The sequence below is a fragment of the Limnobacter sp. genome (assembly GCF_043511195.1).
In the GTDB taxonomy this organism is placed as follows: domain Bacteria; phylum Pseudomonadota; class Gammaproteobacteria; order Burkholderiales; family Burkholderiaceae_B; genus Limnobacter.
The window spans coordinates 227,017-241,252 of the sequence record NZ_CP121330.1; the positions used below are offsets into that span (position 1 = coordinate 227,017).

Genomic DNA, 14,236 nt, shown 5'->3' on the forward strand with positions numbered 1-14,236 from the left:
TTAAACCCGGGCAATCAATTCAATGTTGCCGCCCGCCGCTGCGGTGTTGGTACACACAAGCTGTTCACAGACCAAGCGATAGGCTGGGTACGTGCCATCTGAATTCGCGAGTACCAAGGGAATGATGCGCTGCGAGTGCGCTGCCAGTGCGCGAGCCACTTCGTGTGCGCGTTGTGGTGTGTGTTCACAGACTGCGGCATCAATGTATTCCAATTGAATTTCATCCGTCCACTCGACACCCTGTTTGTGCCATCGATTGAACACCCCCGTTTCAACAACAGCAATATTGCCCGTGGCCAATACCGCATCAATTTGCTGCCGCAGTTGCACTGCATCACGTGCTGTGCACCACACGCGACCACGGGGCCGGCAACGGTAACTATTTTGTTCGCCCGTGGGGCCTGGCAATATTTCACCCCCCAGGTTTTCAAACTGGGCAAGGCGCATCAAGGTGGGCAAGTAATGCGGCCCCCCTGCCTTGGGTCCTGTTCCGGATTTGCCATGACCGCCAAACGGTTGGCTGCCCACCACGGCCCCGACCATGTTCCGGTTCACGTACACGTTACCCGCTTCAATGGTGTTGCAGGCCAGCTCAATGGTGGATTGAATTCGACTGTGGATGCCAAAGGTAAGGGCATAACCAGTGGCATTCAATTCATGCAACACCGCAGGCAACTGATCTGCATTGAAACGCACAATGTGCAGCACCGGGCCAAACACCTCCCGCTGTAATTCATGCAACTGCTGCAGTTCAATCAACGTGGGGGCAATGAAATGTCCTTGTGCGGAATTGTCGAAGCGTGTGGCCTGAAACACCGGAAAACTTTTTGCTTTCATGCGTTCAATGTGATCATGCACAAGCTGCCATGCGTCCTGATCAATCAAGGGGCCCAAATCGGTGGAAAAACTCGCCGGGTCGCCTACCTGAAGTTCTTGCATTGCTGCTTTCAGCAGGGCGATCAACCTGGCGGCAATGTCATCTTGCACGCACAATACGCGCAGGGCTGAGCAACGTTGCCCTGCACTTCCAAAGGCCGACTCAAGTGAATCGCTCACCACTTGTTCCAGCAATGCAGATGAATCGACCACCATGGCATTTTGCCCGCCTGTTTCAGCGATCAGCAAAGCGGGGAGATGCGACGCATCGCGTTTCAGCACGCTGGCTTGAATGTGTTTTGCGGCGGCATTGGAACCAGTGAACAACACAGTACTGACCGCCGGAAAACTGGTCAGCCAGGAACCCACTTCAGAGTCGCCATACACCAGTTGTAACACGGCAGCAGGCACGCCCGCTTCATGCAACAAGTGCGCCGCACTGCGTGCGATTTGTGGCGTTTGTTCAGCTGGCTTGGCCACCACAGCATGCCCGCTGGCCAAAGCCCCCACAAGCTGCCCCATGAATATTGCCAGTGGAAAATTCCAGGGGCTGATGCACACTGCCAAACGCGGGGAAAACCCGGTTTTGTACCAAGGCAATGCACAAATTTGAGCTGCATAATAGCGGCAAAAATCCACTGCCTCACGCACTTCCAGGTGTGCATTTGGAACGGTTTTTTTTGCCTCATGCACCAGGAGGTTGATCAGTTGAAGTTGATGTACTTCCAGCAATTTGGCGGCCTGCAACAAGCAAGCAGCCCGGTGTTCCGGCCCTTTTTCAAACCAGTCGCGGCTTATCTCGTGTGAACGCAAAGCCATGCTCAATGCATCTTGCACTTGGGTTTGTGTGCTGTAAGCAATAGGCGGCAACGCCGACAGGGAACTGTTGTCCACAGACTGCTGGAGACACCGCACGGTGTGCTTGCAGTACAGATCAAACCCCATTGAATTCAGGCGATTCGCACCAAACAAATGCGGCGCGGGCGTACAGGCGGGGTTGGGGCGAATGCCGTGCTTGCGCAACCTGGCCACAGGGTGTTCTACCAATGCATTCATATCCACATCGGGATCCATGATCTGGTTGACAAACGATGTATTGGCACCATTTTCAAGCAAGCGACGAACCAGATAAGGAAGCAATGTTTGATGGGTGCCCACAGGTGCATAAATTCTGCATCGCCGGTAAAGCCCTTCCCCCATGCCATGCAAACACTGCATTTCGACATTGCGCACGCCAAGCTGCGCAGCCAGGTGTTGAACGGCTGCATAGGTGTGGGCATTGTGGGTGGCAAACTGGGGGTAAATAAAACTGGCATTGCGCAACATCAATTCTGCACAACACAAGTAAGAAAGATCCGTGTGCACCTTCTGCGTAAACACCGGGAAGTGCGCCAACCCCTGAGTTTGGCAACGTTTGATCTCGCTGTCCCAATAGGCACCTTTCACCAACCGAACCTGAATGACCCGTTCACTGGTGCGTGCCAAGGCAGCAACAAACTCAATCACCGCCGTGGCACGGGTTTGGTAAGCCTGTACCGCCAAACCCAAACCGTTCCAATGCTTCAGTTCAGGCTCAAAAGCAAGTCGTGTGAACAGATCAAGCGACAAATCCAGGCGCTCACTTTCCTCTGCGTCCACATTGAATGCAATGTTGCGCTGTTTGGCCGAAAGCGCAAGCCTGTAAAGCCGCGGATACAGTTCAGCGCATACGCGTTTTTCCTGCCACAGCGTGTAGCGCGGGTGTAGGGCTGACAATTTCACCGAAATGCCATTGCCCTCAATAACACCGTGGGTGTTGTCGCGTCCGATGACGTCAATGGCGTGAGCATAACTGTCGAAGTAGGTCTGCGCATCGGCTTCGCACATTGCCGCCTCGCCCAGCATGTCAAATGAAAAGGTGTGACCCTGTGCCACGCTTGCACGGCTGTTGCGCAAGGCCTCCTCAATGGTTTGAGCAGCAACAAACTGTTGCCCCATGAACCGCACAGCCAGCTCAACCGCCGTGCGAACAAGGCCCTCGCTGCTGCGCGCAATCAAACGCTGCAGGCTGGAATACAAGCTGTCATCGCCTGGCATTTGAACCCAGTGCCCAGCGATGAACAAACCCCAGGTGCTGGCATTCACAAACAGGGAAGAACTGTGCCCCAGGTGCGCCGCCCAATTGGCATGGCTTAATTTGTCACGGATCAGTTCATCGCGTGTTTGAGCGTCAGGAATTCGCAGCAAAGCTTCTGCCAGGCACATTAATGCCACGCCTTCCTGGGTAGACAAGCGATATTCAGACATCAACTGTTGAATGCCTGCGCTGTGCTTTTGCACCTTGCGCAAACGCGTGACGTGTTCGAGTGCCGTTTGTTCTACCGCCTCAAAATCGGCCTCCAGCCAAGTGCTTTGTTCAAGTAAAACACGCACCCTTTGCGCTTCATCCACCCGGGTCAGCGAATTAATTTCCGCGCGCAAACGGTCAAGTTCAACCGGCATGTTCAACCCAATCAAACGGGCGTTGCACATGCCTTTCCCAATCCGGATTCAACAGCACAGACAACAATTCCACAGCACGCTCAGCACTTTCGCCCGAGGGGTCGGCCAAAGGATTTAATTCAACCAGGTCCACTGAAGCCACACAACCCGTTTGCGCAATCCGCGCCAAGCAGTAATGCAAGGCATCCAGCTGCAGGCCACCTTCTTCCGGCGTGCTTACACCGGGCAACACAGATGGATCGATACAATCCACATCGAAACTGACATGCAAATGCGTACCCGGATCAATGTCGGCCAACGCTGCGTTCATGGCCTGAACAATTCCGCGGCCGTGAATGTTCCGCATGGTCACCATGGGCAGCGCGGCGCGGCGCACTGCACGATGTTCCTCGGGATCGATTGAGCGCACGCCCAACAAGCGAATTTGAGATGCTTGCAACGCCGGGCAGAACCCACCCAGTTGTGTCAGTTCTGGCGGCCCCTGCCCGCACAGCGCGGTCAAGGGCATGCCATGCATATTGCCTGTGGTTGACGTGCTGGCCGTGTTGAAATCGGCATGCGCGTCCAGCCACACCACACGCAACGCTTTGTGTACCCGGCGGCAGTGCGCCGAAACCGCACTGATTGAACCCATGGCCAGAGAGTGGTCTCCCCCCAGCAACACGGGAACATTTCCGTCTTTCAAGGCGCTCGCCACCGCCAAATGCACTGCACGATTCCAGGCCACCACTTCATGAAAATTCCGGTACCCCTGCACCACTGTGTCTTTTTCAGGCAGCTCAACTTGAAGGTCGCCCAAATCCTCAACCTTACAACCCGTTTTCTGCAAACTGTACTGAATACCCGCACGCCTTAATGCATCAGGACCCAGTGCAGATCCTGCCGTGTTTGCCCCGGCGTCGCAGGGCGCGCCGATCAGCGCAATCATGCGCACTCTGCCTTCGATATCAAACCATAAAGATTTTTCGGATTGCTCATGTGTGGAATCAATGACATGTACTCAAGCTCCCCTTTTTCCTCGGCCAGTTCATGCATGTAGCGCAAAGCAGAAAAATCTTCCAGCGCGAAACCCACAGAATCAAACACTGTGATTTGGTCTGCGTGGGTACGCCCCAGTGCAAAACCCGTGAGCACCTCCCACAACTGGATCACCGGGAAATCGGATGGCATTTGCTGAATGTCGCCTTCGATTCGGGTTTGCGGCTCATACTCAACAAACACACGGGCATTGCCAAGTACATCCGGGTGAAGTTCAGTTTTCCCGGGGCAATCACCCCCGATCGCATTGATGTGAACACCAGGCCTCAGCATGTCCCGGGTCAATACATGGGCCCGGGTTTTTGCCGCCGTGGCTGTGGTAATGACATCTGCCCGCGCAACAGCCTGAGCCACACTTTTGCACCGTGTGACATGAAACCCGAGTTCATTCAAATGGTGAGTCAATCTCTCGGTCGCAAAAAGATCTGTGTCGTAAAGGTAAAACCTGTCGATGCCCAAAGCCTCGTGAAAAGCAACGGCCTGAAATTCACTTTGCGCACCGTTGCCAATCAAGGCCATGCTGCGCGCCCCCGGCTTGGCGAGGTGACTGGCCGCCAACACGGAAGTGGCGGCAGTACGCAAAGCCGTGATCAAGGTTAGTTCGCTGATGAATTGAGGCAGACCGGTTTGTACGCTGGCCAATACACCAAACGCCATCACGGTTGGCAATTCATGCCGGTGGTTGTTCGGATGGCCGTTGACATACTTGAAACCGTAGGTTTGTCCATCGCTGATCGGCATGATTTCAATGACGCCCTCGGCAGAGTGGGTCGCAAGGCGCGCTGACTTCTCAAACTGTTCCCAACGTTTGAAGTCATGAGCAATTGCATCGTGCATGCCTCTAATACATCGAGAAAGGCCATGACGCGAAACAAGAATTGCAGCGCCCTGTGCGCTCAGGAATGGCGTGTTCATCATCACCCCCCCACCTGCTTAACTCAGTTAGACACACCATTTTGCTATGAAACACTGTCAAGCATAAGCACATAAAGTGCTTGCAAAATGCAATATTCCTAGCATATTGTCAGAAATAAACTTCAAAACGTCATGATGGATACACTAGATCGCCAACTCTTGGGTTTGTTGCGCACCAATGCGAGATTAAGCATTGCAACATTGGCTCACCACTTGAAAGTGTCCCGCGGCACAGTGAGCAATCGAATCAACAAACTTGAAAACTCAGGTGTTATCGTGGGTTACAGCGTGAAGTTGAGACCCGATGCCACGGCCAATCTGATTGTCGCCTGGATGAGTATTTTGATTGAAGGCAATGACAGCCGCACCGTGCTGGCAAATTTGCTGGGTGAACCTGGTGTTACGGCTATTCACAGCACAAATGGGCGCTGGGATTTGTTGGTCGAACTGCAGGCGGAAAACCTGAACGGACTTTCTGGAATACTTGAACGCATACGATTGATCAAGGGAATCAGCAACACGGAAACAAGCATCCATCTCTCAAGCTACAAAAACTAGGCTCTGATGAAGTAACAATGGAACCATGCCTGGATGTGGCTCACTCATAAAAATATCGTCTCCACCCTATGAGTCATGTTACGAAGAAGCGACGTTGCAAATCACCGCGCGGAATCACTTAACGATCCAAACCTGCCAGAAAAAGCAGTCGCGCGGCCCGACCCTGCCCTGCCCAATGCGGCGACCACAATTGCAAAGTTATCCCTTTCTGGATTACTGGCCCATCGGTTTGGATCAGCAATCATTCAAGAACTACCTGCATCACTTGCGGTGAAAACTGCCGAGGGAAAATGGTCCAAGGTAGAAACAGAAGAAAAACAGGGAGATCCGTTTACCCCATCAAGCCTGAAAACACGCTACACGACTGCACCTGCTGCCGACAGCAAACGATCAGGACTGGAGCAAATCCCTTTCCTTGACGCGCGCCTGCACCTCATTGCATCAGGACAAAACGACGAAGCCATGAAAAGCAATTTCGACTATATTTTTAATCAGCCTGTGAACAAGGCGGTGGTCAAGCTGGCACAACAAAAACTTGAACAATTCAAGAGTCAGATTCCCGTGGTGGAACCGGAACACCTTCAACTGCTTGAAGTACCGCGCCGGGGAGGATCAGAAACCCTAAAAGACGAAAACACGCACCACAAGCAGGCGATGCTCAACTGGCAGTGCGCAAACGATCTGATTTTTCAAGCCGCCAGAAACAGCGAATCCGTATCACCGCAAACAATTCATGATTTATTCATTGCCGTTCACAGTACCCTGATGCGGGGAGTGAACGAAACGGTCGGCGGCCTGGTTCGTCAATACGACAACGTCTGGATTGGCCTTTGTGACTCCCAGGGCAGCCGCGACCCGCACCCAAGCCGCCTGGCAGTGCCGGGTTCGATGGTACACGCCGAGTTGAACACGCTGTGTACCGAAGTGGCTGAGGAACTGAACAAGGGAAGCAGCAATCCGGTTTTGTTGGCCGCCCGAACTGCCATGAAGGGAGTTTCAATTCATCCTTTTGCAGACGGGAACGGTCGAACATGCCGCCTGATCGCTGATTTCGTTTTGCTGAAATCGGGTTTGCTGCCAGCCTGCTTTGACGATGAAACCAAGAATATGATGGTGTTTCCGCGCATAGCACCCGACATGAACCACAACACCACCACTGCAGCCAATCTAATGCTGGATGCACTGGAAAGAAGTTACAAACAAGTCGAATAATTCAAACGATCGTTTGATTTATTGCAAATGGCTTTGCTATGATGGGTCTCCCAAAACCATCAACAAGTGATCATGAGCATGCCCAATTCAAACACCATCAAGATCGGCGGCGCCTGCGGCTTTTGGGGCGACAGCAGCCTGGGCACAGAACAATTGATGAAGGTACCGGGCATTCAGTACATCACCTATGATTATCTGGCTGAACTAACACTGGCCATCATGGCAGGCATGCGCATGAAAAACCCGGAGCACGGGTATGCGCTTGATTTCATCGACCTGATGAAAAAGGCCCTGCCAGTCGCCAAAGCCAAAGGGATCAGGATTATCGCGAACGCGGGTGGACTAAACCCAGCTGGTTGCGCAGCCGCCTTGCAACAGGCCATGACAGAGGCCGGGCACACCATTCGAATTGGCGTGGTAAGCGGCGACGACGCCACCAGCACTTTGGGGCAGTTGAGAAAAAATGGTGTTGAATTAACAGACCAACATTCCGGCCAAACAGCCCCTCCTTTCTTCCTGACGGCCAACGCTTACCTGGGCGCATTCCCGATTGCGGCGGCACTCGATGCCGGAGCGGATATTGTCATCACCGGCCGCGTAGTAGACAGCGCCATGGTACTGGGTGCGCTGGTGCATGAATTCAAATGGCAAGCGAGCGATCTGGATCAACTGGCACAGGGCAGCCTGGCGGGCCACATTGTCGAATGTGGAGCGCAAGCCACGGGTGGACTTTTCACGGATTGGGAACAGGTGCCGGACTGGGCCAATATCGGCTACCCGGTGATCGAGGTGGCTGCCAACGGCAGCTTTGAATTGAGCAAACCTGAAGGTACAGGCGGCCTGGTGAATAAAGCAGTGGCCACCGAACAACTGCTGTATGAAATTCACGACCCCGCCAACTATGCACTGCCCGATGTGGTGTGCGATTTCACCACCGTGAACATCGAAGAAACAAGCCCGAATCGCGTAAAAATTTGGGGCGCCACCGGCAAGGCCCCAAGCGACTTGTACAAAGTATGCGCCACGTACCCAGAAGGGTTTCGCTGTATCGGCATGCTGTCGATTGTGGGGTTTGATGCACACGCCAAAGCCCGGCGCACTGGTGAAGCAATTCTGGAGCGAACGCGTGCCATGTTCAAACGACAAGGCCTGGCCGACTACACCCGCACCTCGATTGAAGTCATTGGTAGTGAGACCGATTTGGGCCCGCATGCCAAAGCGCAGTTGGGCCACGAAGCCATGTTGCGTATTGCAATTACCCACACAGACAAGAAAGCTGCCGCCATTTTTTCTCGCGAAATTGCCCCGGCGGGCACCAGCTATGCACCAGGCACCAGCGGTAACTTTGGCATGGGCCGCCCCAACGTAACCCCGCTGGTCAAAATGTTCAGTTGTTTCGTGCCCAAGCACCTGCACAGTGCTGTGGTTCAAGTAAGTGGCGAACAAATTCAGTACCTGGAACCGGAACACCCAAAAGTACCAACTGGCGACCAAGCCGCCACTGCGAAGGCAATTCAACCGGTGTCTGTTCCGCCTGAATTGATCGGCAAACCCTTGATTGAAATTGCACACGGCCGCAGCGGCGACAAAGGCAACACCAGCAATGTGGGCATCGTGGCAAGAAAGCCGGAGCACTGGCCCCTACTTCAGCATTTGCTGCGCCCAGAACAGGTAAAGGGCTACCTTGCACACTTGGTGAAAGGCGAGGTTCACACTTTCGAGCTACCTCAAGTTCAAGCATTTAATATCGTTATGCAAGAAGCCCTGGACGGCGGCGGAATGACTTCAATGCGAAATGATCCGCTGGGCAAGGGAATGGCTCAAGTGCTGCTGAACATGAAAATTACTGAATGATCTTCACCTGTTTGCAGGGGTACACCACGTTGGGCGTACCCCCTAGCTAGTTATCTTTTTCCTACACGGTGTCTCCGTTAGAGAAGATGTGAGGCGTGATCCAAAGAGCGCCTACTACATCCAACACACAGGAGAAACACCATGCAAGTTAAACAGATCGCAATCGTTGCAGCCATCGCTTCCTCTTTCGCAATGCCCATGACTGCCAAGGCATCCGACATCGCCACACTGAACGGCTGGGGCGCTTTGTTCGCTGCCGCGCATTCTGGCGAGCAAGCGGCTGCCCAAGGTCAGGCACAAGGTGAAATCAAAGTAAGCCTGTTCCAGCGCCAGCAGCCACCTGCTGCGCAACCTGCACCCGAAACTGCACCACAACCAACTCCTGTTGCAGAACCAACACCAACCAACGAACCAGCACCCACTGCAGAAGCACCTGCAATGGAACAGCCTGAAGCGGGTGACCAAACAGCCTCCACAGGTGACAGCGCGGGTGAATCTGCTGAAGCAGGCCAAGACAACGCAGGTCAGGCCACAGCATCAGCCAGCGCAAGCGCGAACGCCACGATCAAGCTTGGTGGTGGTCAAAGTGCTCAGATGATGAACAAAGTAGACAGCGCTTACCAAACAGCAGGCACTGTGGTTGAAGGTGTGACTGGTGGTGTATTGGGTACGGTACAAAATGTAGCCGACAAAACTTCGGGGGCATCGCTGGCCGCAGACATGTCCAGCACCGGCTCAATGGATGTCGCCGGCTTGGCCACAGCCACCATGGCAGGCAACATGAGCGCAACAGCAAGCATGATGAATGCAGGCCAGTTGGGCGCAATCACTGCAATGACTTCAAGCTTGATCCAGAACGTGATTGCGGCACGCCCCGCGTCACTGTCAGGCTTGCTGCGTTAATCGCAAATCGCCCACAAAAAAGCCCTTGCCGGTTACACGCCGGCAAGGGCTTTTTTCGTTTGAAACCGCTTCAGGCGTGCTGTGACAGGAAAAAGGCCACCACTCTGTCAGCCAGTGTGTCCAGATTGTCGCCCTTCTTGGGCTTGTACCAAGTCACCATAAAGTTCATGGCGCCCAATACCATCAAGCGGGCGAATTTCGTATCACCACCCAAAAAACCGGCCTTGTACAAACCATTCACCGCATCTTGCCAAATGGCATCGTATTCATCTTTGGTGGCAATCAGCCTGCGTTGGTGCACTTCATCCAGACAGCGCCAGTTGTATAGCATCACTGGAATAAAGTCGTTGCCATCTTCAAGAATAATGCTGAGATGCACTTTCACCAAAGCGCGAAACTGGGTATCTGCGGTCAGGTTAGGCTTCACCACTGCGCGTGTTTTTTCAAGCCCTTGTCGCAAGCCTTCTTCAACCACAGCCACCAAAATATCCTGCTTGCTGGCAAAGTGGTAAAACGGACTTCCGCATTGCATACCCACCGCATTGGCAATGGCCCGCATGCTGGCCCCGTCGTAACCTTTGTCACGAAACAACTTGGCAGCCGCGCGCACAATGTCGCCACGTCGGCCATCGTCGTGTTTTTGTTCTTTCAATACTCTAGCCACAACCCAGTCCTTTGTTATGTTGTCAGGTTCAACGCCATCCACTGGTGTGGTATTCCCACCTCCGTGTGGGCATCACCAAGCGGCGAAAAACCATGTCGACTGTAAAATTCAATCGCCTGCTGTTGCGCACTCAAGCGCACCTGCGGCAAGTTTTGTTCTTTGGCCACCGCCAGCAAAGCCTGCAACATGGCACTGCCAATTCCCCGGCTTCTGAATTCAGGGAGTACAGCCATGCGGCCAATTTTTCCTTCAGGCAACAACCTCGCCGTGCCCACCGGCTTGTTACTTATCCAGGCAAGCACGTGTATGGAAACCGAGTCGTGTTCGTCCCATTCCTCGGATTCATCAATGCCTTGTTCTTCGATAAAAACAGAACGGCGAATGGAACTGGCCCACTCGCCGTTGATCAACCAATTGGAACAATCAATTCGAATCAAAGAATCGATCAGCCCAATGCGGCGAATTCAGCGTCTACAGCTTCCAGCATTTCCTGGGTAATCAAACCACCGGAAAAATTGGCAACAACGGCCAAGGGAAAACCTTTGCCCATGCCAATTTGCGGGTGTGTAGAAATGCCGGGCATGTGTTTTTCCAAAATCGCTGCGGTATCTGGGTTGTCCAGCAAGTCGCCCAGTTTGGATTGGGTAGAAAAAGCCATGTAAATCGTCTCCTAGAATTTTAAATGAACCCACAATTCAAACAAACGCTTGAATTATTTTCTTATTCTAGACCAAGAATCGATCAGCTGTAACGCTTTTTCAATGCAGCCACTGCATTGGTGTAAATCTTGTCAATGTCCTTGGGGCCAGAAATGGAAATTTGCAGGTTTCGCACAATGCCGTCTTTCAGGCTGTACAACCAGCCATGCACAGTCAAATCTTGCCCGCGCTCCCAGGCATCTTCAATCAAGGTGCTTTCGCACAGGTGCTTCACCTGTTCAATCACATTAAGCTCACACAACTGGTCGTGACAGGCCTGCTGAAGATTTTCATCCGTGGTCACTAAACCATGCCTGCGTGCCAACTGGTGAATGGGGCGAACCCAGGCATCGGCCAAACCCACCCGATCGCCCCGCATGGCCATGCGCACGCCAGAGCAACCATAGTGACCGCACACGATTATGTGCTTCACCTTCAAAAACTCCACAGCAAACTGCGTGGCCGATTGCCCATTCAAATCACCGTGGAACACCTGGTTGGCCACATTGCGGTGTACAAACACCTCGCCGGGTTGCAAATTCACAATGGTGTTGGCGGGCACGCGACTATCCGAGCAACCGATCCAGAAATACTCCGGCGACTGCTGGTTTTCAAGGCGTTTGAAAAATTCGGGGTCTTTGTCCACCTGGGCTGCAGCCCAGGTTCGGTTGGCGTCAAGAAGGTGTGAAAGGTCTTTGGACACGGTGTTCGCCTGTTGAAGTCAAGACCTGTATTTTACTGCGACGCAGCATGTTATGGCACTGGGGAGAGCCCGAGGTGACACTTTTGCATCACCCCGGCTTCACAGAGGATTACTGAGCGGCTTTACTCGACCTGTGACACGTAACTGACAGAGAACACATCATCAGGGCTAGACGTGCTTCGGCCTTTGGTGAAGCCAAACTGCAAGGCCGACGTTGTGTCCAGCGCATACACGGCTGAAATTGCCCGCTCTTTGCGCTTCTCGGTACCCGCCAGCAATTCATCACGCTGGCTGGTGGTCAGGTTCACAAACAGCGACTGGCCCAGCGGAAAGTTCACACCCACGGTGCTGTAGTTGCCGTTGAGCAAGGGTAGCTCGGGGGTGTCGCCGTAGTACTGGCGCCCCAACACTGCGGTCAAACCAAAGCCATTGTTGAAACGGTAAGCCAGGTCAGCCTGAATACCATAGTCGGTTTTGCCGGTGCCCAGGCCACGGTCTTCATTACCCGTTGCGATTTTCACCAAACCTGTTGCCGACATGGCAAAGCCCTTGGTTTGTATGCCGCCAATGAGATCGGTGGTGTAAGTGGCCACCATGTCGCCCAAGCCTTGTTCGCTGCGACGCGCAGGGCCGTTGGTACCCGCAACAGTGCCGGCCACCAAGGTACCCGGGCCTTCCAGCGAAATGTAGGGTACGAACAGGGAAGCCCGATAACCTTCACCCACCAATGTTGCGCCCAAGGTGAATGACCTGGCCTTGACTTCCTGTGGTTGACCAAACTTGCCAGACAAGCTGTCGAAGCTGTAGGTCATCAGCAAACCCGGGGGGGCTGCCAATGCTGTGGTGCTGGCTGCGGTCAACGTGCAGGCCAATGCGAATCGAATAAAAGATTGCCCCATTAACTGTCTCCTTTTTTTGAGACAGTATAGGGGCAAAAGCGCTACTGCTGGGATACTTCAAAAGGTGGTTGGGAAAGTACCTACAAAATTCAGGTATTACATGGCATTGCCGGGGTTGTCCGCTTTGCGCTTGTTGTAGCGGTCCGTCATCTTTTCTTGCCATTCCGCACGAATCACTTTGGCTTTTTCACGCTGCTCCGGTGTTAACACTTTGTAAATCTCGTGCTGAGTGCGCAGCATGCTCAGCTTGGTCGCACGCTCCTGTTTTTGCTGCTGGGCAATCAGGCGTTCCGCCTTGGTGGCATCGAACGTGTCTTGCTCCACAATCGACTTCATTTCATCGCGGTGTGCGCGGCGGTCTTTCATGGCTGCTTTCATTTCAGTCCTTTGTTTCTGCACGATCTGATCCACCTGCGCTTGTTGCTCCGCTGTCAGGTCCAGTTGCTTCAACATGCCCCCATGCTTGTGGTGGTGGCGCATTTCAGAATGCTGCTTTTTGCTCCCTTCGTCATGGTGGCCCGCATAGGCACTCATGGGAATCGCCATGGCCATTGCAGTGACAGCAATCATTTTCTGGATGGTCATTTTCGATACATTCATTTGCCTGCTCCTTGTGTAAAGACAACTGCATTGTGCAAAACGGGCCTGTAAACGAGGATGCAGGCTATGTAAAGATGGGTAAAGCGATTGCAAACAATTGCGCATCAAGCCTGGCTGCCTAGTAATATTGAAGCCATGACAAAAATACTTCACATTGACGACGACATTGAGCTGGGCGAAATGCTGTGCGAATACCTGCGCGGCGAAGGCTTCGAAGCCGAGCACTGTGCCAACCCGATCAATGGCTTGAAAATGCTGGCAGACGAGCAATACCAACTGGTTGTGCTTGATGTCATGATGCCGCAGCAAAGCGGCCTTGAAACCCTGAAACAGATTCGCCAGAAGTACAACACCCCCGTGCTGATGCTAACGGCACGCGGCGACAACATTGACCGCATTGTAGGGCTGGAGTTGGGTGCCGATGACTATGTACCCAAACCCTGCCTGCCCCGCGAAATTGTGGCCCGTGTGCGTGCAATTTTACGACGCGCCAACGACTCCAGCAGTGCCCCCAAACAGGCCCTTCAATTGGGTCCGCTCGAAGTACAGCCGGCCAAGCGCAAAGTGTTGTTGAACGGAAGTGAAATAGAACTGACCAGTGCCGAATTCAATTTGCTGGAAGTGTTGGCCAGCCATGCCGGCCAGGTGGTCAGTAAAGCCACCCTGAGCGAGCAGGGCCTGGGGCGCCCCCTTGAGCGTTTTGACCGCAGCATTGATGTGCACCTGAGCAGCCTGCGCAACAAATTAAACCTGAACGACGAGCGCTTGCCACTGACCCTGCACACCATTCGCGGGCAGGGCTATCAGCTCAGCCTTGATTAAACGGAGTTGCGTG

14 protein-coding genes are annotated in these 14,236 nt (G+C 53.5%); 5 read left to right on the forward strand and 9 right to left on the reverse strand.

Going from position 1 to position 14,236, the window contains the following annotated elements:
* From putA to P0D43_RS01135, 3 genes are read right to left on the reverse strand one after another with little or no spacing between them, the layout of a single operon-like run.
* Entirely contained in the window at positions 1 to 3,387 is a 3,387-nt protein-coding gene (gene putA / locus P0D43_RS01125) for a bifunctional proline dehydrogenase/L-glutamate gamma-semialdehyde dehydrogenase PutA (RefSeq protein ID WP_394673036.1), read from the reverse strand.
* The gene (gene rocF, locus P0D43_RS01130; protein WP_394673037.1) at positions 3,347 to 4,285 is read right to left on the reverse strand and encodes an arginase; all 939 of its coding nucleotides are present in this window, start codon (positions 4,283 to 4,285) and stop codon (positions 3,347 to 3,349) included. The genes putA and rocF overlap by 41 nt, the downstream gene beginning before the upstream one ends.
* The gene (locus P0D43_RS01135) at positions 4,282 to 5,313 is read right to left on the reverse strand and encodes an ornithine cyclodeaminase (protein ID WP_394673038.1); all 1,032 of its coding nucleotides are present in this window, start codon (positions 5,311 to 5,313) and stop codon (positions 4,282 to 4,284) included. The genes rocF and P0D43_RS01135 overlap by 4 nt, the downstream gene beginning before the upstream one ends.
* A gap of 132 nt (positions 5,314 to 5,445) precedes the next feature.
* Here P0D43_RS01135 and P0D43_RS01140 point away from each other — a divergent pair, with 132 nt between their 5' ends.
* The 4 genes from P0D43_RS01140 to P0D43_RS01155 all read left to right on the forward strand — a co-directional run bounded on the left by P0D43_RS01140 (position 5,446) and on the right by P0D43_RS01155 (position 9,837).
* Complete coding sequence (locus P0D43_RS01140; RefSeq protein WP_159569690.1) at positions 5,446 to 5,868, forward strand: Lrp/AsnC family transcriptional regulator; 423 nt, start codon at positions 5,446 to 5,448, stop codon at positions 5,866 to 5,868.
* A gap of 75 nt (positions 5,869 to 5,943) precedes the next feature.
* Complete coding sequence (locus P0D43_RS01145; RefSeq protein ID WP_394673039.1) at positions 5,944 to 7,080, forward strand: Fic family protein; 1,137 nt, start codon at positions 5,944 to 5,946, stop codon at positions 7,078 to 7,080.
* Positions 7,081 to 7,152: 72 nt separating this feature from the next.
* Positions 7,153 to 8,934, forward strand: coding sequence for an acyclic terpene utilization AtuA family protein (locus P0D43_RS01150; protein WP_394673040.1), 1,782 nt, complete (start codon positions 7,153 to 7,155; stop codon positions 8,932 to 8,934).
* A 141-nt stretch (positions 8,935 to 9,075) separates the two neighbouring features.
* A complete protein-coding gene (locus tag P0D43_RS01155; RefSeq protein WP_159568976.1) occupies positions 9,076 to 9,837 on the forward strand; it encodes a hypothetical protein in 762 nt (253 codons plus the stop codon).
* Positions 9,838 to 9,907: 70 nt separating this feature from the next.
* On the opposite strand, the gene P0D43_RS01160 is transcribed toward P0D43_RS01155, so the two are convergent.
* The 6 genes from P0D43_RS01160 to P0D43_RS01185 all read right to left on the reverse strand — a co-directional run bounded on the left by P0D43_RS01160 (position 9,908) and on the right by P0D43_RS01185 (position 13,401).
* Positions 9,908 to 10,501, reverse strand: coding sequence for a TetR/AcrR family transcriptional regulator (locus P0D43_RS01160; protein ID WP_341236897.1), 594 nt, complete (start codon positions 10,499 to 10,501; stop codon positions 9,908 to 9,910).
* 14 nt (positions 10,502 to 10,515) lie between these two features.
* The gene (locus tag P0D43_RS01165; protein WP_159568978.1) at positions 10,516 to 10,938 is read right to left on the reverse strand and encodes a GNAT family N-acetyltransferase; all 423 of its coding nucleotides are present in this window, start codon (positions 10,936 to 10,938) and stop codon (positions 10,516 to 10,518) included.
* Between the two features lie 8 nt (positions 10,939 to 10,946).
* A complete protein-coding gene (locus tag P0D43_RS01170; RefSeq protein ID WP_159568979.1) occupies positions 10,947 to 11,159 on the reverse strand; it encodes a hypothetical protein in 213 nt (70 codons plus the stop codon).
* An 83-nt stretch (positions 11,160 to 11,242) separates the two neighbouring features.
* Complete coding sequence (locus tag P0D43_RS01175) at positions 11,243 to 11,902, reverse strand: carbonic anhydrase (RefSeq protein WP_159568980.1); 660 nt, start codon at positions 11,900 to 11,902, stop codon at positions 11,243 to 11,245.
* A gap of 122 nt (positions 11,903 to 12,024) precedes the next feature.
* The gene (locus P0D43_RS01180; protein ID WP_341236898.1) at positions 12,025 to 12,801 is read right to left on the reverse strand and encodes a hypothetical protein; all 777 of its coding nucleotides are present in this window, start codon (positions 12,799 to 12,801) and stop codon (positions 12,025 to 12,027) included.
* Positions 12,802 to 12,897: 96 nt separating this feature from the next.
* Positions 12,898 to 13,401, reverse strand: coding sequence for a Spy/CpxP family protein refolding chaperone (locus tag P0D43_RS01185; RefSeq protein ID WP_341236899.1), 504 nt, complete (start codon positions 13,399 to 13,401; stop codon positions 12,898 to 12,900).
* A 135-nt stretch (positions 13,402 to 13,536) separates the two neighbouring features.
* On the opposite strand from P0D43_RS01185, the gene P0D43_RS01190 reads away from it, so the two are divergent.
* Positions 13,537 to 14,223, forward strand: a complete 687-nt coding sequence (locus tag P0D43_RS01190) for a response regulator transcription factor (RefSeq protein ID WP_341236900.1) — start codon at positions 13,537 to 13,539, stop codon at positions 14,221 to 14,223.
* Positions 14,224 to 14,236: the final 13 nt, after the last annotated feature.